This is a genomic window from Candidatus Rhodoluna planktonica, from assembly GCF_001854225.1.
GTDB classification, from domain to species: Bacteria; Actinomycetota; Actinomycetes; order Actinomycetales; family Microbacteriaceae; genus Rhodoluna; species Rhodoluna planktonica.
In genome coordinates, this window is record NZ_CP015208.1 from 595,640 (window position 1) to 612,327 (window position 16,688).

16 protein-coding genes and 2 tRNA genes are annotated in these 16,688 nt (G+C 51.5%); 17 read left to right on the top strand and 1 reads right to left on the bottom strand.

Annotated features, from left to right (window positions below; genetic code table 11):
* The first annotated feature begins 135 nt into the window (after positions 1 to 135).
* From leuA to A4Z71_RS03040, 13 genes are all read left to right on the top strand, one after another.
* Positions 136 to 1,872: a 2-isopropylmalate synthase gene (gene leuA / locus A4Z71_RS02980; RefSeq protein WP_070954470.1), complete on the top strand. Its 1,737-nt coding sequence runs from the start codon at positions 136 to 138 to the stop codon at positions 1,870 to 1,872.
* Between the two features lies 1 nt (position 1,873).
* Positions 1,874 to 2,599, top strand: coding sequence for a DNA repair protein RecO (gene recO, locus A4Z71_RS02985; protein ID WP_070954471.1), 726 nt, complete (start codon positions 1,874 to 1,876; stop codon positions 2,597 to 2,599).
* Complete coding sequence (locus tag A4Z71_RS02990; RefSeq protein WP_070954472.1) at positions 2,596 to 3,375, top strand: isoprenyl transferase; 780 nt, start codon at positions 2,596 to 2,598, stop codon at positions 3,373 to 3,375. Before recO ends, A4Z71_RS02990 begins: the two co-directional genes overlap by 4 nt.
* Before the next feature lie 107 nt (positions 3,376 to 3,482).
* The gene (locus tag A4Z71_RS02995; protein ID WP_070954473.1) at positions 3,483 to 4,862 is read left to right on the top strand and encodes a glycine--tRNA ligase; all 1,380 of its coding nucleotides are present in this window, start codon (positions 3,483 to 3,485) and stop codon (positions 4,860 to 4,862) included.
* 1 nt (position 4,863) lies between these two features.
* On the top strand, positions 4,864 to 6,030 hold the full coding sequence (dusB, locus tag A4Z71_RS03000; RefSeq protein WP_070954474.1) for a tRNA dihydrouridine synthase DusB: 1,167 nt from the start codon (positions 4,864 to 4,866) through the stop codon (positions 6,028 to 6,030).
* A complete protein-coding gene (locus tag A4Z71_RS03005) occupies positions 6,002 to 7,300 on the top strand; it encodes a deoxyguanosinetriphosphate triphosphohydrolase (protein WP_070954475.1) in 1,299 nt (432 codons plus the stop codon). Before dusB ends, A4Z71_RS03005 begins: the two co-directional genes overlap by 29 nt.
* A 9-nt stretch (positions 7,301 to 7,309) precedes the next feature.
* Complete coding sequence (gene dnaG, locus A4Z71_RS03010; protein WP_070954476.1) at positions 7,310 to 9,151, top strand: DNA primase; 1,842 nt, start codon at positions 7,310 to 7,312, stop codon at positions 9,149 to 9,151.
* Entirely contained in the window at positions 9,148 to 10,059 is a 912-nt protein-coding gene (locus tag A4Z71_RS03015) for a D-isomer specific 2-hydroxyacid dehydrogenase family protein (RefSeq protein ID WP_070954477.1), read from the top strand. The genes dnaG and A4Z71_RS03015 overlap by 4 nt, the downstream gene beginning before the upstream one ends.
* A gap of 55 nt (positions 10,060 to 10,114) precedes the next feature.
* Positions 10,115 to 10,190: transfer RNA gene (locus A4Z71_RS03020), tRNA-Asn, on the top strand.
* A gap of 156 nt (positions 10,191 to 10,346) precedes the next feature.
* Positions 10,347 to 11,474, top strand: a complete 1,128-nt coding sequence (locus tag A4Z71_RS03025; RefSeq protein ID WP_070954478.1) for a sensor histidine kinase — start codon at positions 10,347 to 10,349, stop codon at positions 11,472 to 11,474.
* The gene (locus A4Z71_RS03030; RefSeq protein WP_145943894.1) at positions 11,475 to 12,164 is read left to right on the top strand and encodes a response regulator transcription factor; all 690 of its coding nucleotides are present in this window, start codon (positions 11,475 to 11,477) and stop codon (positions 12,162 to 12,164) included.
* Entirely contained in the window at positions 12,157 to 12,846 is a 690-nt protein-coding gene (locus tag A4Z71_RS03035) for an AzlC family ABC transporter permease (RefSeq protein WP_070954480.1), read from the top strand. Before A4Z71_RS03030 ends, A4Z71_RS03035 begins: the two co-directional genes overlap by 8 nt.
* Positions 12,843 to 13,148, top strand: a complete 306-nt coding sequence (locus A4Z71_RS03040) for an AzlD domain-containing protein (RefSeq protein ID WP_070954481.1) — start codon at positions 12,843 to 12,845, stop codon at positions 13,146 to 13,148. Before A4Z71_RS03035 ends, A4Z71_RS03040 begins: the two co-directional genes overlap by 4 nt.
* Here the strand turns inward: A4Z71_RS03040 and def are convergent.
* Positions 13,145 to 13,711 (bottom strand): peptide deformylase, encoded by a 567-nt coding sequence (gene def / locus A4Z71_RS03045; protein WP_070954482.1) that lies wholly within the window; start codon positions 13,709 to 13,711, stop codon positions 13,145 to 13,147. The genes A4Z71_RS03040 and def overlap by 4 nt on opposite strands.
* A 75-nt stretch (positions 13,712 to 13,786) precedes the next feature.
* Here def and A4Z71_RS03050 point away from each other — a divergent pair, with 75 nt between their 5' ends.
* From A4Z71_RS03050 to A4Z71_RS03065, 4 genes are all read left to right on the top strand, one after another.
* Positions 13,787 to 14,680, top strand: a complete 894-nt coding sequence (locus A4Z71_RS03050; protein WP_070954483.1) for a DMT family transporter — start codon at positions 13,787 to 13,789, stop codon at positions 14,678 to 14,680.
* Positions 14,681 to 14,728: 48 nt separating this feature from the next.
* Positions 14,729 to 16,246 carry a glycosyltransferase gene (locus A4Z71_RS03055; protein WP_070954484.1) on the top strand — a complete coding sequence of 506 codons (1,518 nt, stop codon included), beginning with the start codon at positions 14,729 to 14,731 and terminating at the stop codon, positions 16,244 to 16,246.
* Positions 16,237 to 16,313: transfer RNA gene (locus A4Z71_RS03060), tRNA-Ile, on the top strand. Before A4Z71_RS03055 ends, A4Z71_RS03060 begins: the two co-directional genes overlap by 10 nt.
* Positions 16,314 to 16,342: 29 nt before the next feature.
* Entirely contained in the window at positions 16,343 to 16,585 is a 243-nt protein-coding gene (locus A4Z71_RS03065) for a hypothetical protein (protein WP_145943896.1), read from the top strand.
* The last annotated feature ends 103 nt before the right edge of the window (positions 16,586 to 16,688 follow it).

Here is a 16,688-nt window from a genome sequence, read left to right on the forward strand (position 1 = left end):
CTACGCTAAAAATGTGTTCTTTGGCCTACTGCTTAGTGGCCGCAACGAGGTCTAAATCGACCTTTCTCGTTGCGGGTATTTCTGCTTGGTCGCCACCTTTTTCTAGTCATGGCCTGCGGGCAATAGGAGCACACAATGGAAAATAAACAAAAACCGTCTGGCATGCCGGTTCATAAATATCAGCCATTTCACGAACAAATCTCAGTTTCAATGCCGGATAGAACCTGGCCATCAAAAACCATCACCGAAGCACCTCGCTGGTGTGCGGTTGATCTTCGCGATGGCAACCAAGCGTTAATCGATCCAATGAGCCCAGATCGCAAGCTAAAGATGTTCCAACTGTTGGTTCGCATGGGTTACAAGGAAATCGAGGTTGGCTTCCCATCGGCCAGCCAGACCGACTTTGATTTTGTTCGACTTCTTATCGAAGAGAACCACATCCCTGACGATGTGACAATCCAGGTGCTCACCCAGGCTCGCGATTCGCTAATCGAACGAACCTATGAGTCGCTCAAGGGCGCCAAGCGCGCAATTGTTCACTTTTACAACTCGACTTCGGTGCTGCAGCGTCGAGTTGTTTTCAACGCCGACAAGGCGGGCATCCTTGAGATTGCTCTAAACGGTGCGCGTAAATGTAAGCAAATGGAAAGCCTGATTCCAGAAACAGATGTTTTTTACGAGTATTCACCAGAGTCCTACACCGGAACCGAGCTGGAATACGCGCTTGAGGTTTGCAATGCGGTAATCGCCGCACTAGATCCAAATCCAGATCACAAGTTGATCATCAACCTGCCGGCCACGGTCGAGATGGCAACACCAAACGTGTATGCCGATTCAATTGAGTGGATGAGCAGAAACATTGATCGTCGAGACAGTGTGCTCATTTCGCTGCACCCGCACAATGACCGCGGTACCGCTGTAGCAGCTGCTGAGTTGGGTTATCTTGCTGGCGCAGACCGCATTGAAGGCTGTCTCTTCGGCAATGGCGAGCGAACCGGAAACGTAGATCTTGTTACCCTGGGCCTCAACCTTTTCAGCCAGGGCATTGATCCGCACGTTGATTTTTCAAACCTTGATGAGATCAAGCGCACGGTTGAATACTGCAACCAGTTGCCGGTTCACGAGCGCAGCCCATACGGTGGCGACCTGGTTTACACTGCCTTCTCTGGTTCGCACCAAGATGCCATCAAAAAGGGATTCGAAAAGATGGAACTTGAGGCCAAGTCGAAGGGCGTCGAAATCGATGACCTGGTCTGGGCTGTTCCTTACCTACCAATTGATCCTAAAGATGTTGGTCGTTCGTACGAGGCTGTTATCCGCGTTAATTCTCAGTCTGGCAAGGGCGGCGTGGCCTACCTTTTGAAGACCGACCACCACCTCGATCTACCTCGAAAGCTTCAAATCGAATTTTCTCGAGTGGTTCAAAATCGCACCGACACCAACGGTGGTGAGGTTACTAGCGAGCAGCTTTGGGACATCTTCATCGATGAGTACCTTCCAGCTCCGGCAGATCGACTCGATCTCAAGTGGGGTCGATTTGAGCTCAAGAAAATGCGAACCGAAAGCAACATGGATGGTGTCGTCGACTTGAACATTGTTCTGCGTGACGGCGATGGTGAACTTGACGCTCACGGAACTGGAAACGGCCCGATCTCTGCGTTCCTAGATGTATTGAAGGGGCAGGGCGTTGAAGTAAGCCTGCGTGACTATGTCGAGCACACCCTCAGCGAGGGTGGCGATGCACAAGCAGCGGCCTACATCGAGCTAGATCTCAACGGCCAAACGCTATGGGGTGTCGGTATTGACGGTGACATTTCAACCGCTTCACTGAAGGCCGTTATCTCTTCGGTTAACCGCGCCCTGCGAAAGTAGTATGCCGTTATACAAGGATGAAGCGATCGTGCTTCGCACTCACAAGCTGGGCGAAGCCGATCGAATAATCACCTTTTTGACGCGATATCACGGACAGGTTCGAGCTGTCGCTAAAGGTGTGCGTAAAACTGCATCCAAATTTGGCTCTCGCCTTGAACCGTTTATGGCGGTTGAGGTCCAGTTCTACGAAGGTAAGTCACTCGACATCGTCAACCAGGTTGAGATTCTGTCGGCCTACGGCAAAGAGATTGTCAGCGACTACCCCAGCTATACCGCCGCAAGTGTGATGGTTGAAACCGCTGAAAAACTAACCTCTGAGCTATCTTCACCGCAGCAGTATTTGCTTTTGGTGGGTGCAATTCGCTCGCTCTCCAATCGGGAGCGCAACCCAAGTTCAACTTTAGATTCCTATCTGTTGCGCGCCCTTGCCATCGCCGGCTGGGCACCCAATTTTGAACTCTGTGTCGGCTGTCAAAAGCCCGGGCCGCACAACGCTTTTCTGTTGAGCGCCGGAGGTATGGTTTGTGAAGATTGCCGAATTCCGGGGTCGGCCATTGTTGACAGCGAAACGTCTGCACTGTTGGCAGCCTTACTAACCGGAGACTGGGGAACAGTCAGCGCCGCTGGCGAGAGTAGTCGAGCTTCAGCTTCCGGTATCGTTGCTGCATACAGCCAATGGCACATCGAGCGAGGGCTCAAATCCCTCCAGCATTTGGAGCGAGAATGACCGAGTTACAGCCGCTTAGACGCGCAAATGTTCAGGTTCCAAATTTCGAAGCCGGTTCGGTGCCGCAACACATCGCCATTGTGATGGATGGCAATGGACGTTGGGCTAATCAGCGTGGCCTAACCAGGGTCGAGGGTCACAAAGCCGGTGAAGCGGCGCTGTTAGATGTAGTCGCAGGCGCCATCGAGGCCGGGGTAAAGTTTCTGACGGTCTACGCATTTTCCACGGAGAACTGGAAACGCTCGCCAGATGAAGTGAAATTCCTGATGGGTTTTAATCGACAGGTTTTGCGCGCGCGAAGAGATCAGCTAAACGCCTGGGGAGTTCGTGTTCGCTGGGTTGGTCGACGGCCAAAGCTTTGGAAGTCCGTTATCGCCGAGCTTGAGCAGGCTGAAAAAATGACTGAGAAAAATTCGACTTTGACCCTGACGATGTGCGTCAACTACGGCGGTCGCATCGAGTTGGTTGACGCGGTGAAGTTGCTAGCCGCCGACGTCGCAAATGGTTCGCTGCTGCCTGAGTCGATCACCGAGAAGACACTAACTCGCTATTTGAGCACGGCTTTTTTACCGGATGTCGATTTATTTTTGAGAAGCAGCGGAGAGCAGCGAATCAGTAATTTCTTGCCCTGGCAAACCGCATATTCTGAGTTGATTTTTGAGCAGACATTGTGGCCCGACTTTGATCGAGAAAGCTTATGGCGGGCTATTTCGAACTATGCCAGTCGGCACCGTCGCTTTGGCGGCGCCGTTGATGAACCTGAGCCCAAAAACTAACTGTCACGGCTACAAACAGTCTCTCGCTGCCCGCGCTTGCAGACATCCTCGACTAAACTGATGACTTCGAGCAACTACCAGGTATCCAGCCTGGCAAAGGAGTATTTGTGGCAACCGCTAACCGTCTAGACGCAGTAATTTCTTTAGCAAAACGCAGAGGTTTTGTCTTTCAGGCGGGTGAAATCTACGGCGGCAGTCGCAGTGCCTGGGATTACGGGCCTTTGGGAGTTGAATTAAAAGAGAACATCAAGCGACAGTGGTGGCGCAACGTGGTTTTGTCTCGCGAAGATGTTGTCGGTCTTGATTCATCGGTAATTCTTCCTCGCAAAGTTTGGGAAGCATCTGGCCACGTCCGTGAATTTTCCGACCCGCTCATTGAGTGCACGAGCTGCCACAAGCGTTTTCGTCAAGATCACCTCGAAGAGGCGTTTGCCGAGAAAAAGGGACGCCAGCCAGAGTCGATGAAAGACATCGCTTGCCCAAACTGTGGCTCTAAAGAGACTTGGACAGAACCTAAATCGTTCAACGGATTGCTGCGCACCTACCTAGGTCCTGTTGCCGACGAAGAGGGTCTGCACTATCTTCGTCCAGAAACCGCTCAGGGTATCTTCGTGAACTTTGCCAATGTGCTTGGCGCCTCAAGGATGAAACCACCGTTCGGTATTGGCCAAATCGGTAAGTCATTCCGAAACGAAATCACCCCGGGAAATTTCATCTTCCGCACTCGTGAATTTGAGCAGATGGAAATGGAATTCTTCGTAGAGCCCGGAACTGACGAGGAATGGCACGACTACTGGATTCAAGAACGTCTAAATTGGTACATCAATTTGGGTATCGATCCAGAAAATCTGCGTTTGTTCGAACACCCGAAGGAAAAACTGTCGCACTACTCAAAGCGCACGGTGGACATCGAGTACCGTTTCGGCTTCACCGGAAGTGAATTTGGTGAGCTCGAGGGAATTGCAAACCGCACCGATTTCGATCTCTCGACTCACTCGAGAGAATCAGGTACTGACCTAAGCTACTTTGACCAAGCCAAGGGCGAACGCTGGGTTCCTTACGTGATTGAGCCGGCGGCCGGACTAACCCGATCTCTGATGGCATTTTTGGTTGACGCCTATTCTGAAGACGAAGCGCCTAACACCAAGGGCGGCGTTGACGTCAGAACAGTTTTGCGCCTTGACTATCGCCTGGCTCCGGTTAAGGCAGCGGTCTTACCGCTATCCAGAAATGAAGACCTTTCACCGGTAGCGAGAAACCTGGCTCAAGAGCTTCGCGGCTACTGGAACATTGATTTCGATGATTCCGGTGCAATTGGTCGCAGATATCGCAGACAAGACGAAATCGGAACACCATTCTGCGTAACCGTCGATTTCGATTCGCTAGAAGATCAGGCCGTAACGGTTCGTGAGCGAGACACAATGGCTCAAGAGCGAGTCGGTATGACCCAATTGCGCGAGTACTTGGCTACCAAGCTAGTTTCGTAACATGTCTGGGTCCGGTCTTACCTACGGCAGCCTAAAGATCAAAACCCCAGTGGTTTTGGCTCCGATGGCCGGAATTACCAACACCGCTTTTCGAAGGCTGTGCCGTGAATTCGGTGGTGGACTCTATGTTTCTGAGATGGTTACCTCTCGAGCGCTAGTTGAACGCACCGAAGAATCGCTGCGGCTAGTTGGTCATCACGAAAGTGAAGACATCCGCTCGGTTCAACTCTACGGAGTTGATCCAAAAACCATCAGCCAAGCGGTAACCATGCTGGTGGCTGAGGATCGTGCCGACCACATCGATCTTAACTTTGGCTGTCCGGTTCCAAAAGTAACGAGAAAAGGCGGCGGGGCTGCCCTACCTTGGAAACAAGATTTATTTTCTTCGATTGTTACGGCAGCGGTTCGGGCCGCCGGCGACGTGCCGGTGACCGTAAAAATGCGCAAAGGCATCGATCAAGACCACCTAACCTTTTTAGACGCGGGTAAGTCAGCTCGTGATGCCGGTGTGGCTGCTGTTGCACTACACGGTCGCACAGCCAGCGACTACTACTCAGGAAATGCTGATTGGAATTCAATTGCTCAGTTGCGCGAAGCGTTACCAGACGTTCAAGTTCTCGGTAACGGCGATATTTGGTCGGCCGGCGATGCAATTCGCATGATGCGTGAAACCGGCGTTGATGGGGTTGTGGTTGGTCGTGGTTGTCTCGGTAGACCTTGGTTGTTCGGCGACCTTCAAGCGGCTTTCGAAGAGTATCAGCGCGATCCAAATTCGAACGCAGCAATCGAGCCGATTCAACCAACCCTTGGGGAAGTGGCTCAGGCCTTCAAGCGGCACACTGAGCTTTTGGTCGAATTTTTCGAGTCGGAAGAGCGCGCCTGTCGCGACATTCGCAAACACGTGGCCTGGTATTTCAAAGGCTACCCAGTTGGCGGCGAATTCCGGGCTGCTCTGGCGAAAGTTACATCGCTAGACCACATGGATGCAATTTTGGCCACTCTCGACTGGTCTTCACCTTACCCAGGCGATTTGGCCGAGGGTCCGCGTGGACGCTTGGGCGGAGCCAAATCGTGCTCGTTGCCAGAGAACTGGTTGCTTTCCAGAGAGCTTGAGGGCGACCAGCGCACCATGCTGAACGATGCCGAAATCAACGTTTCCGGTGGTTGATGTGCGCCTAAATTCCGAGTTTGGTTACAGCGATTTTGATCGCGAACGCTACCTTCCTGAACCGAGGGAGTCGGCTAGTCGCGGCGAATTTGCTCGCGATCGAGCTCGAGTGGTGCACTCGGCAGCTTTGCGGCGATTAGGTGCGAAAACACAGGTCTTGTCACCAACCAATGGCGGTGATTTTGCCCGCACTCGACTAACCCATTCCTTAGAGGTTGCTCAAATTGGTCGCGAGATGGCAATTGATCTTGAGCTGAATCCCGACATCGTCGACATGGCTTGCCTCGCACACGACCTGGGGCATCCGCCCTTCGGCCACAACGGTGAAACGGCTTTGAATGACTGGGCAAGTGACATCGGTGGTTTTGAGGGAAATGCGCAAACACTTCGATTACTGGCTCGCATTGAGCCTAAAGTTTTCACCCCTTCCGGCCGTTCACTGGGGCTTAATCTGACCCGCGCCAGCCTAGATGCAACCTGCAAATATCCGTGGGCTAGGGGCGAAAGTGACTCTGAAACCGCTGAGGGCTCGCAAAAATTTGGATACTACGAGGATGACAAAGAAATCTTCGACTGGTTCCGCCAGGGTGCCCCAGCACGACAGAAATCGATGGAAGCCCAGGTAATGGACTTCGCAGATGATGTTGCCTATTCGGTTCATGATTTTGAGGACGCCATAGTTGGCGGATTTCTCGACGTTGAGCTACTAAGACCTGGGGCGGCTAGAGCAGAGCTGCTTGAAAAAGTTGGCGAATGGTCGTCAAATAAATTTTCTCCGGCCGAACTTACATCTGCTTTTGATCGCCTTGAAAACAGCGAATTTTGGATCAGCTCATTTGATCGCACCGCGCAGTCTCTGGCGCAATTGAAAAACCTCACCAGTGCACTGATCGGTCGTTTTGTGCGCGCTGCGGTAAGCAGCCTCAAAGATCTGTCTGCTGATGCCTCGCTCGCTCGATTTGGCGGCGCACTTATGCCACCTCGTGAGATCGCTGCAGAAATAGCTCTGTTGAAGGGTTTAGTTTCGGCTGTTCTGATGACAGCACCTCATCGACAGTCTTATTACGACTGGCAGCGAGATTTGTTGCAGGAACTGGCGGAGGCACTCTACTCAGCTCGAGGGTTGCACCTAGACAGTTATTGCAGTTCTGCCTGGTTGTCGGCTACTTCGGCCGATCAGCGAAAACGAGTGATCGTTGATCAGATAGCTTCACTGACTGATCAGAGTGCCATCACCTTGCACAGTCGCCTAGTTGATAGAAAAGCCTAGGATGAGAGCATGAGCGGCCGGATTAGTTCACGAGATATCGAGGAAATCAAATCTCGGGCAAACATTGCTGACGTGGTTGGCGAGTATGTCAACCTGAGGCCAGCCTCGGTGGGTTCGCTGAAGGGCTTGTGCCCATTTCACGATGAAAAATCTCCATCGTTTAACGTTCGGCCAGCGCAGGGTTTTTATCACTGCTTCGGCTGTGGCGAGGGTGGCGATGTTTTTAAGTTCTTACAGCAGCTTGAGAAACTCAGTTTCTCTGAAGCAGTTGAACGAGTTGCTCAAAAAATAGGCTTTCAGATTACCTATGAGGCCGGAGCGCCCAGTGTCGACAGCGGCGTGAAAGCCAGAGTGCTCGAGGCAAACTCGTTGGCTGCCGAGTTTTATCAAACTCAGCTGTATACCGATGAGGCAATTCCGGCCCGAGATTTCTTGAAGGGGCGCGGCTTCGACAAGTCCGCAGCTCAGCATTTTGCGGTCGGCTACGCACCAAAGGGTTGGTCTAATCTGGTCGAATACCTTGCCGGAAAAGGTTTTTCTATCGCCGAATTGGTAACTGCCGGATTGGCTACAAAAAGCGATCGCGGAGGTTACGACAAATTTCGAGGAAGGCTGATCTGGCCGATTCGAGACACATCGAATCAGGTAATCGGATTTGGTGCCCGAAAACTTTACGAGGATGACCAGGGGCCAAAGTACCTAAACACTTCTGACACGCTTGTGTACCACAAGTCGCAGGTGCTGTACGGTCTTGATCTCGCCAAAAAAGAAATCGCTAAGACTAAGAGTGTGGTCGTGGTTGAGGGCTACACCGACGTGATGGCCTGCCACCTGGCCGGTATAACCACTGCCGTGGCAACCTGCGGCACCGCGTTCGGCGATGAGCACATCCGCATTCTGAATCGTCTTTTAGGCAGTAATCAAGATTCACCAGCGGAAGTCGTATTTACATTCGACCCGGATGCGGCTGGCCAGAAAGCGGCAATGCGAGCATTCAACGACTCGCATAAATTCCATGCCCAGACCTATGTTGCGATTGGCCCAGACGGCCTTGACCCCTGTGATTTGCGCTCCCAACGCGGCGATGCTGCTGTGGTTGCAATGATTTCCGCAAAGCGCCCAATATTTGAGTTTGCTATTAGACAGAAGATTGCAAATTTTGATTTAGCTTCGCTTGAGGGTCGCATTATGGCCGCCCGCTCTGCAGCCGCGCTTCTGGCTCAGGTTTCCGACCCGGCTCTGCGCCCCGCCTACACCAGACAGGTAGCCGGTTGGCTAAATCTAGAAGCCGGAGAACTGGCTCAAATGGTGGATAACAGTGTGCGGGGTCAACGGGCAGACATTTTGCAACAAATGTCTTCGGCCAACCCTGCAACCCCTGCTACCAAATACAACCCAAACGATCCACTATTACGTTTCGAACGAACGCTACTGGCAGTTCTGTTGCAGTCTCAGACTCAACGAGACGCATCATTACTCTCCGAGTTGGTGCCCACGCTCGTCTCCGAAGAGCACCGGCAAATTCTGTCGGCTATCGCCACCAATTCAGACAGCAGTTCGGCTGCCGACCTAGCCAATCGCGTTCTTGTCGCTGCCAATCCTGGGTTGCACTCACTGATTCGAGAGTTGACAATTTTGCCGCTGCCCGCATCCAACGAAGAAGAACTGCTTCGCTTCGCGCAAGGTGTCATCGGTAAGGCTTTGGTTGGTCTTATAGATCTGCAAAAACGAGAGCTTTTGGCGCAATTGCGTCGATTGGATGCCAATACCGAATCAGAGCGAATCGGGCAGATTCAACGTGAATTAGTCGCGCTCGAGCAGAGACGAAGGGCTGCCCAGGGGCAAGCATGAACAACCTAGTTGCCTTAGAACCGAAACAGTTTCCCGCCTACCTTGAAGCAATTGAGCAGTCGGGCGGAAAAGTTAGTCCGCTGACCGCTGAGGTAAAGGCGCTAGTTTGGACCGACTATGCGCGCCCAGATTTGCTCGCCGAAATCATTCGAGATAATCCGCAACTTGAGTGGGTGCAACTGCCGTTTGCGGGTGTAGATGCTTTCTCTCACCTTCTTGATGCACCGCTCACTTTCACCTCGGCGAAAGGTGCCTATCGAGAACCGGTTGCCGAACATGCGCTGGCACTGGCGCTCGCTTTGGGTCGAAAAATCCCCGAGCGGGTCAAAGCAACTACCTGGGGGAAAAAGTTTGCGGTTTCTCTGTTTGACGCTGATATTTTGATGATTGGTGCCGGCGGAATTACCGAAACTCTAATCGAACTGCTGGCCCCGTTCAGGTGCCGCATCACGGTGCTGCGAAATCGACCAAACCCGGTTGCCGGAGCAATTCGGGTCGGTGGGATTGATGAGCTTGACACCGAGCTTGGTAAAAACACTTTCGTATTTATCAATGCGGCACTTACGGATCAAACCAGAAACCTCTTTTCTGCCGCGCAATTTGAAGCCATGAGACCTGACGCTTATCTCATCAACATCGCTCGGGGCCAAATCATCGAGACTGAAAGCCTAATTGCCGCGCTTAACCAAGGTCTCATTGCCGGTGCAGCAGTAGACGTTACCGACCCTGAGCCGCTGCCGGATGGCCATCCACTGTGGAGCGCAAAAAACATTTTGATTACGCCGCACACCGCCGACACAATGCCTATCGTGACGAAACTGTTCGCCGAGCGACTTCGTCACAATGTTGCAGCATTCCTCAGTGATCGAAACTTCATCGGCAAGGTTGACGGCAACCTCGGGTACTAGTTTTGCGAGCGATAAAAAATTTGCTAGGGTATACGGGTTGCCTAAACAACAACGATCCTCGGTAGCTCAATTGGCAGAGCAATCGGCTGTTAACCGATAGGTTCTTGGTTCGAGTCCAAGCCGGGGAGCCAAAAAATGCATTCTCTCGGGAGGCCGTCTTGGTTAGGTGGATCCAAGAGAGAATTTGGCTCTCTTCCAGTTTGCTTACTCTCACTCTCTTTGCCGTTTTAGCGGCTTTAGATTTTGATACTCTGACTCCATCTGGGGCAGTACCGTACTTTCAATGGATGGCGACACTTGCGTTTTTCGCTTCTGTGTTTCTAGCTTTTCACCATCGATTTTGGCCGCTGATTACCTTGGCCTTAGCTTTTGGTTTGGCTATTATCGACGGCCGGCTAGGCTTCAGCTTGCTTGCCGGGCTGGCTACTGTGGCTGTGGTTTCATTACTTCAACCAATAATCTTTTCAAGATTGCTGGCACTGCTATTTCTCATTGGAACAGTGCTGTCGGCGCTGTTCTCCTCAAAATCTGTCTTGGCAATTTCGGTAGAAGAGCAAGACAGTTTGTGGCTTGCCGCACTTTCGGTAGTTCTCGCTGCGGCACTTGCTCATGTTGGCGGTTTGCTTATTCGCGTAATCGATCGCCACGTCGGAAAACCTGCCGATCGAGCCATGGTTGCTAAGGACCGGGCTCGACTCAATCTCGCTCTGGCCGAGCAGGAGGAACGTTTCGACATCGCTCGCGACATCAGCGACCTAATTGTGCAGCGCATAACTGCGGTCATCAGCCAGGCCGAAGGTGCCCTATACGCGTCAAAGGTTGATCCAGAGGTGGCGCCTAGAGCCCTGCAGAGAATCTCAGCTTCGGCGGCTGATGCCCAGGTTGAGCTTCGACGCCTTTACGAGATGCTGAATCGAACCTCGGGGCTATCGGTAGCGCCACCGCAAATAGATGAGTTGGAAGACTTAGTGGTTAGCTATCGCGAACGTGGTCTGAACGCAACCCTCAAGCATCACGGACATACTTTCCGGCTATCTGAGGGCGCTCAGTTAGTGCTGTATCGAATTGTTTTCGAAGCCCTAGAAAATGTCAGTCAGCACGCTCCAGTCGGTACCGATGTCTCGGTTGACTTCACCTGGGTAGATTCTGGTCTTCAGATTTTGATCAAAGACAATGGCATAGAAGTTCAGTCAAAGTCGCTACTGCCCGAAGACAGTGATTCCGGCTACAGCATTAAGGAAGATCTGGCCTCGCTAACCGAAACCGTAATGGGTCCTGGAATTTTGGGAATGCGTGAGAGAGCGGCTCTATACGGTGGGCTGGTAGAGGTGACCAAGGTCCCAGGCGTCGGATTCACCGTGTCGGCAATTTTTCCAAACCTAAAGTCGATGATCTCGATTCAAGGTGAACGTTAATTGGCTAATCAACTGAGAATCGGCTTAATTGACGCGGATCAGGACATCCGACTCGGGCGCAAAATGGCAATCAATGCCCATCCTGACCTGAGCGTTGTTTTCGAAATCGATAACGCTCGGGCTGCACTTGAAAAAGTGCCTGAGGCTTTGGTTGACGTTTTGGTCATTGATTATCGAACCAGGGGCATGTCTGGCACCGACTTGGCGAGCAGATTAGTGCGAGACTACCTCGCCCGGGGTGAACGGTGCCCGGCAATTATCATCACCGGACCTTATGCCTCGGATGAATTGCGACTCGAGTCAATTCGCAAGGGTGCAACTGATTTCATTAGTCAAGATTTGAGCATGGCTGAACTAATCAAATCAGTGCTTAGTTCGCAGGCTAAAACCGAAGAAATTGACCTTGATTCTGTGACCAAGCTTTTTGATTCAAGTTATCTAAAGGTTGATCAAAATGAAGGACTACTGATCAAATTAGCCACAATACCTGAACTTGAACGTCGCGTTCTAGATGAATTCGTTGCTGGACTAAACGATGCCGAGATTGCTCAAAAATTTGGCTTGAGCAACTTGAGAATTCGCAAGGCTTTTGAGGTCATTAAGGCCAACCTAGGATGCTCAACCAGGGCCCAACTTGCTCTGCTGCTTTTTGAAGCAGGATTACTGAAGGCGAGGGTTCAAGATGAATAAGCCATCAGGAAACATCTTTGCGACCTCGGTTGGAGTCGGCATTGCAACCGGACTCTACGGCATTTCTTTTGGTGCTCTTGCAGTGTCTGCTGGGCTAGATGTTTGGCAGACCATGGTGCTTAGCCTGCTCATGTTTAGTGGTGGCTCTCAGTTTGCTTTTATCGGCTTGCTGGCCTCGGCGCCAATCTCATCCGCGGTTATCGCAGCAGCGGTTACTTCGGCATGGCTGCTCGGTATCAGAAATGGTTTTTACGCAATTTCACTAGCTCCAATTTTGCAAAAAGTTGGATTGAAACGATTGGCCGCTGCGATGTTGACAATCGATGAGTCGGCGGCAGTTGCAACGGCTCAAACTTCCCCCGAAGATCAGCGACGCGGGTTCTGGTACACCGGCTTTGCGGTCTATGTCTTTTGGAACATCTGTACGCTCCTAGGTGCTGTTATCGGCAACGCACTGGGCGATCCAGCTCAATGGGGCCTTGATGCGGCGGCGGCGGCTGCCTTCTTAGGCTTGGTTTGGCCACGCTTTACCAGTAAGCAAAACCGACTCGTCGCCCTTTTTGCAATAGCAACGGCTGTGTTAACCACGCCGTTTTTGCCGACTGGCGTGCCCGTCTTGTTGGCTGCGGCAGTAGGAGTCGCTTTTGGCTGGTTTGACATCGGTGGTGGGGCTAAAAAATGAACCTATGGATCGGTATTTTTGTTGCCGCAGCGCTGGTTTACTCTTGGAAAATCTTCGGCTATTTGCTTCCGGTGAAGCTTCTTGAGAAACCAAAAATTACTCGAACCGTCGCAACACTAACAGTTAGTTTGCTAAGTGCACTCTTAGGGTTGCAAGCAGTAATCAGTGGAAATCAAATTCAATTTGATGCCCGCATACCGGCTCTAATCGTTGCCGGATTGCTGCTGATAATTCGTGCTCCGTTTATTGTCGTGGTTGCGGTCGCCGCCGCAGTCGCTGCCCTGGTGCGAGCTTTCTTCTAGCCCTCCAGTTTGTCCTTGCCTGGCAACCAAGAAATACCTGGTTTTCCCCAGCCATTGTCCGCAATTATGTCTTTGGCTATTTCATTCCACGGTTCAGCTAAACGGTCGACATAGAGGATGCCGTCTAGGTGGTCGAACTCATGCTGGAATACGCGGGCGAACCAGCCCTCGGCTGATATTGAAACCGGATTTTGTTCGAGATCTACACCGCTTATCTCAACGTTATCGGCACGCTTGAGCGGGAATCGTTCACCTGGCACCGATAAACACCCTTCTATTTCAGTGTCTTCGTCAGCAGGCTCGTCAACGATGGGGCCAACCGTGAGTATTGGGTTGATGATCACACCCCGCCTCGGATTATCGTCATCATCTGGGTAGTCATAAACGAAAACTCGCAAACCGACACCAATCTGTGGAGCAGCAAGGCCGACTCCCGGTGCCTTATCCATGGTTTCAAACATGTCGCGAACCAAAATCCTCAATTCTTCGTTGAATTCAGTGACTTCTTGAGCTCGCTGATGCAAAACAGGTTCGCCAGTTATACAGATTCTTCTAATCGCCATGCGAAAAATCTACCGCGGGTTCAGGCTTATTTCTCGGTTAACTGGTTAGGCTCGTTTGGTACCTGAAAGGCGAGCATGGCTAATTTTGATGCGCAGCGCACGATTGCAATTTTGCTCGCAGTCGTTGCTGCTGTTTCCATGGCTTTCGGTGCGCAATTTCAGAACGACGCCGTAGTTTCGGGTCAGGTCAATAAAACAAAGCGACGTGGCTCGCTCTCGGTCAAGCAGCTTTTTAGCCTGCTGCTGCATCCTCGATGGCTTTCTGGAACCGGATTTTTGGGGCTCGGCATTGTGCTGCAGCTTGCTGCACTAAGTCTGGCCCCATTGATTGTGGTTCAGCCGATTGGGGCAATTGCGCTAGTGATTGCATCAGTTCTCAACGCCAAAGTCACTAAGACCAAATTGAACCGGCCAACGATTATTGCAATCGCAATTTGCACCCTCGGCATCGGTCTTTTTGTGGCAACTGCCTCATCCGTTGCAGCTGAAACCGAACTGACCGATGATCGTTTGCGCGAGGTTCTGGGTGTTCTCATGGTTATCTTGGCCATTTTCGGTGTCTTATTTGGCTTCTTTGGCAAACGTGGTAAAGCGCTCACCTATGTTGTCGGTGCCGGAGTTCTTTACGGATTCGTAGCAACTTTGGCCAAAGTGGTCATCCAGCGCATTTACCAAAACCAGTTTGAGTTGCTCACGCTGCTGTGCCTGTTGGCTCTGATTGGTGCGGTTTTACTCGGTGGCTGGTTTGTGCAGAACGCCTACAGTTCAGGACCACCAGATTTAGTTATCGCCGGATTAACGGTTATTGATCCGCTCGTTGCTGTCTCGATAGCAATCGTGATTCTGGGCGAGGCGCAGGCTGCATCGGCTGTTGAAATGGTTGGCTTCGGACTCAGTGCGGTTATAGCGGTAATCGGTGTTGTCCTGATGTCGAGAGTTCACCCAGAACTTATTCGCAAGGCCAAATAGCATTTCAACTCGGCTAAAATTAGCCAAGACCCGATAGAAAGAAATTCTTTGACAACTTCTGCTGAGTTCAAGCCGCTGAAAATTGTCATCGGTGCTGACACTTTTCCTCCGGACATTAATGGCGCTGCTCGCTTTGCTGAGCGCTTGGCATCTGGCCTAGCTAAACGTGGTCACGAAATTCACATCATTGCTGCTGCTTACGATTCAAATCACGGTGCTTATTCCGAACAGTACGATGGCGGCAGCATGACTGTGCATCGCATCAAGAGCTACCGATTACCGCAACACAAAACTTTGCGATTTGTTTGGCCGTTTACGCTCAAGTCGAAGCTCGACAAAATACTTGATGAAATCAAACCGGATGCCGTTCACATCCAAAGTCACCTAATTGTGGGTCGCTACCTGGTGAAGTCGGCCAAAGAGCGCAACATTAGGTTGTTGGCGACGAACCACATCATGCCCGAAAACCTAATCAAGTACTCGGTGATTGTACCTAAATTTCTAGAGCAGACCATTATGAAGCTTGCCTGGAAAGATGCTGGCCGGGTTTTGAAGCAGGTTGAGTACATCACGACACCTACTCGCAGAGCAGCCGATTTGCTTGAAAATGCCGCTGGGGTATCCGGGGTTTTGCCGATTAGCTGCGGTATCGACGCATCTAAATTTGCTAACGCGTCACAGACCTCAAACAAAGACCCGCGCATCCTATTTTTGGGTCGCTTAGATTACGAAAAACACATTCACAACCTGCTTGAAGCAGTAGCTCGACTACCAAGGTCGCTGAACACTCAAGTAGAAATTGTTGGCGACGGTGGTGAGCGGCAAAAACTAGAGCAGCTTGCTGTCGAACTTGGCATTTCAAAACAGGTGAAATTCCTCGGGCACATCACCGAAGAAGAATTACCGCGCGCGTATGAACGCTGCACCTTGTTCGCTATGCCTTCGATTGCCGAGCTGCAGAGCATCGCCACCATGGAAGCCATGGCCACCGGTCGCCCGGTTGTTGCTGCCGACGCCATGGCTTTGCCCCACCTAGTTCACGATGGTGACAATGGTTACCTTTTCCCGCCAGACGATGTCGAAGTCTTTTCCGACCGGTTGAAGCGAATTTTGACCGCGGATCAAAAAGAACTCGACCGACTCTCCGAGAACTCTTTGCACCTCATCCAGGCTCACGACATCAATCGCACCCTAAACATTTTTGAAAACCTCTACCGAGGTGAAAGTTCTGGTCAGCGGTCAAGTGACGACAACCTCGAAGAGTACAACCAGCCAATCGGTGTCCTCAGCGAGTCGCTGCACGAACGTGTTGAGGCGCTCAAGGCTCAGGCTAGAGCAATCCGCGAAGCTGCAGAATCTATTCGTGACCGAGCAGACGAAGTTCGTGATGAGGTGCGTGAGCGCCTAGAAGACATCAAAGAAGAGGTTCTTGAGCGCACCAAAGAGGTTAACCAGAGAGTAAAGAAAAGCGCCAAGAAGACGGTAAGTAAGGCAAAACGCGCTGTTGCCGATGCAGCCGATAAACTACGTGGCGAAGATGAAAATGATCCAACCAAGGGGAGTTAGCTCAGCCGGTTAGAGCAGCGGACTCATAATCCGTCGGTCACGGGTTCAAGTCCCGTACTCCCTACCAATATCCTTTTTTCAACTATCTAAAGAGTTATGCAACATGTGTTGCATACCGGAGCAGAAGTTTATGCAGCCGAAGTTAGCCCACAGGCCCAGCAGTTGACAATCGCCGGCTCAAAGTCAGTTACCAAAGAAGACCTTGCTGGTATCTACGAGCTAATGCGCAGCGGAAAACTAGACCATCCTGCCAACATCATCTCGTTTGACGAAATCCCAGGTGGGGTTGACAAACTTCACACAGGAGGAGTGGTTGGTCGATTCATCGCCAAGTTCTAAAGGTAACAAATGGAGTGGTCCGTCTTGGACCACCCCTTTTACTTTTCCCGAATTCGTCTAAACCCCAGAATCTTTTTGGCTATAGTTGCGTAAAGAGACAAGC

What these genes read in the sequence shown, in the direction of transcription:
- leuA (WP_070954470.1), top strand. Translation starts at nt 136, where the DNA reads ATGGAAAATAAACAAAAACCGTCTGGCATGCCGGTTCATAAATATCAG.
- recO (WP_070954471.1), top strand. Translation starts at nt 1,874, where the DNA reads ATGCCGTTATACAAGGATGAAGCGATCGTGCTTCGCACTCACAAGCTG.
- A4Z71_RS02990 (WP_070954472.1), top strand. Translation starts at nt 2,596, where the DNA reads ATGACCGAGTTACAGCCGCTTAGACGCGCAAATGTTCAGGTTCCAAAT.
- dusB (WP_070954474.1), top strand. Translation starts at nt 4,864, where the DNA reads ATGTCTGGGTCCGGTCTTACCTACGGCAGCCTAAAGATCAAAACCCCA.
- A4Z71_RS03005 (WP_070954475.1), top strand. Translation starts at nt 6,002, where the DNA reads ATGCCGAAATCAACGTTTCCGGTGGTTGATGTGCGCCTAAATTCCGAG.
- dnaG (WP_070954476.1), top strand. Translation starts at nt 7,310, where the DNA reads ATGAGCGGCCGGATTAGTTCACGAGATATCGAGGAAATCAAATCTCGG.
- A4Z71_RS03015 (WP_070954477.1), top strand. Translation starts at nt 9,148, where the DNA reads ATGAACAACCTAGTTGCCTTAGAACCGAAACAGTTTCCCGCCTACCTT.
- A4Z71_RS03025 (WP_070954478.1), top strand. Translation starts at nt 10,347, where the DNA reads ATGGCGACACTTGCGTTTTTCGCTTCTGTGTTTCTAGCTTTTCACCAT.
- A4Z71_RS03035 (WP_070954480.1), top strand. Translation starts at nt 12,157, where the DNA reads ATGAATAAGCCATCAGGAAACATCTTTGCGACCTCGGTTGGAGTCGGC.
- A4Z71_RS03040 (WP_070954481.1), top strand. Translation starts at nt 12,843, where the DNA reads ATGAACCTATGGATCGGTATTTTTGTTGCCGCAGCGCTGGTTTACTCT.
- def (WP_070954482.1), bottom strand. Translation starts at nt 13,711, where the DNA reads ATGGCGATTAGAAGAATCTGTATAACTGGCGAACCTGTTTTGCATCAG.
- A4Z71_RS03050 (WP_070954483.1), top strand. Translation starts at nt 13,787, where the DNA reads ATGGCTAATTTTGATGCGCAGCGCACGATTGCAATTTTGCTCGCAGTC.
- A4Z71_RS03065 (WP_145943896.1), top strand. Translation starts at nt 16,343, where the DNA reads ATGCAACATGTGTTGCATACCGGAGCAGAAGTTTATGCAGCCGAAGTT.